We start from the raw sequence: 1,350 nt of genomic DNA, 5'->3' as shown, positions 1-1,350 counted from the left end.
TAAAGTCCATTTCCTAAACTTCTACACACGGGCATCCCGATCGGGTAGCCGAACTCCACCGTCGCAATATCCTCTCCTATGATCCTGCGATCCTCTCTATCCAAACCCAACAACCACTCCCGCACAGGCTCATTGCCGCTTCCGCTTTCATAAAAAACAGCCTTAACTCTTTTCATGGCAGTAATTGTATCAAAAAAGATACAAAAAAGCAAATCGCAGTATAGAAAAATTAGGACGCGGGGGAATAAGCTATCCAAAAAATAGGGTCAAATCCGGGCAGGATACGCCCTTTTGCGGAGTAGAAAATGCCAAACGACGAAGATTACTCGCTGATCGAGCGTGCTTTTAGGGATCTTGAGGAGCAGGAAGAGAGATTTCTGCGCTGCGAACGAGCATATCGTGCAGTTTATAAAGAAGACAACCGCACGAGCAAGCGCAAGAGCGCGGAGCGAAGCCGCTCAAAGCTTTACGTCCCGCTCGTAAAAACCACCGTAAATATCATCATAGCGTATTCAAAACTAGCTTTATGAGCGACCGCTGCCCGATCGAAGTAAAGAGGGTAGGACTGCGAAGCGATCACGATCTAATCCTGCAAAACGCGCTTACGGCGGTGCTGAAAAACTATTGGAAAAAGAAAGAGCATCGCGTGGGGCTGTCCAAAGCCGTGCTTAGCGCGCTGTATCTGCCGCTGGGTATCGTCAATCTATTTTATGACAAAACAGCCGCGCAGATCCGCACGAAATTTATCCCGATCACCGATCTGGCGTTTGATCGCCACGCAAGCGACATCAACGACATCGAATACGTAGCCTATAAATATAACCAATCGGCAAGAGAGATCAGAGAGAAGCTGGAGCGCAAATTTTATAAATCCAAAGACCGAAACGTGATCGCACAGACCACGGCAGGCAGCGAGCGCATAGCGATGCGAGATCTGTATGTCAAAAGCCGCGAGCAGGGGCGGATCGTGTGGAAGCTCAAAACCTACGCAAACGGCACTCTCGTGCGCGAAGCGACATTTTCCCGCCTGCCGTTTCACTACGGATATTGCATCGAAACTACGCCTAGCATAAACGAGGACGAGCGCGAGGATGAGATAGCAATATACGGCTCGTGTATCCCCGAGATCGTTTGGGAGCTGCAAGAGGAATACAACATCAAGCGCAATCAAAAGATCGACATCACAGAAAATCAGATCGATCCGCCTTACGCTATCGATAAAGACGCAGGCAGCGTAGCGATCAGCGACATCACGGCTCGAAAGAAATTTATCCGCACAAGCCCGGGACCGGGCAGAACGGTTAAGGACGTCATCACCGTAATGAGCGAGCCCGGCACGTATGGGCTAAG

At 49.9% G+C, this 1,350-nt stretch carries 2 protein-coding genes; both read left to right on the top strand.

The annotated features are described in order from the left end of the window. Window positions 1-305: 305 nt before the first annotated feature. Window positions 306-530: a hypothetical protein gene (locus Q0140_RS11325; protein ID WP_297964659.1), complete on the top strand. Its 225-nt coding sequence runs from the start codon at window positions 306-308 to the stop codon at window positions 528-530. Next, on the top strand, window positions 527-1,350 hold an 824-nt coding region (locus tag Q0140_RS11320), incomplete at its 3' end, for a hypothetical protein (RefSeq protein ID WP_297964657.1). The genes Q0140_RS11325 and Q0140_RS11320, both read left to right, overlap by 4 nt.

The sequence above is a fragment of the uncultured Campylobacter sp. genome (assembly GCF_938045405.1).
GTDB lineage: Bacteria > Campylobacterota > Campylobacteria > Campylobacterales > Campylobacteraceae > Campylobacter_B.
This window is presented reverse-complemented; position numbering and strand designations above follow the sequence as displayed.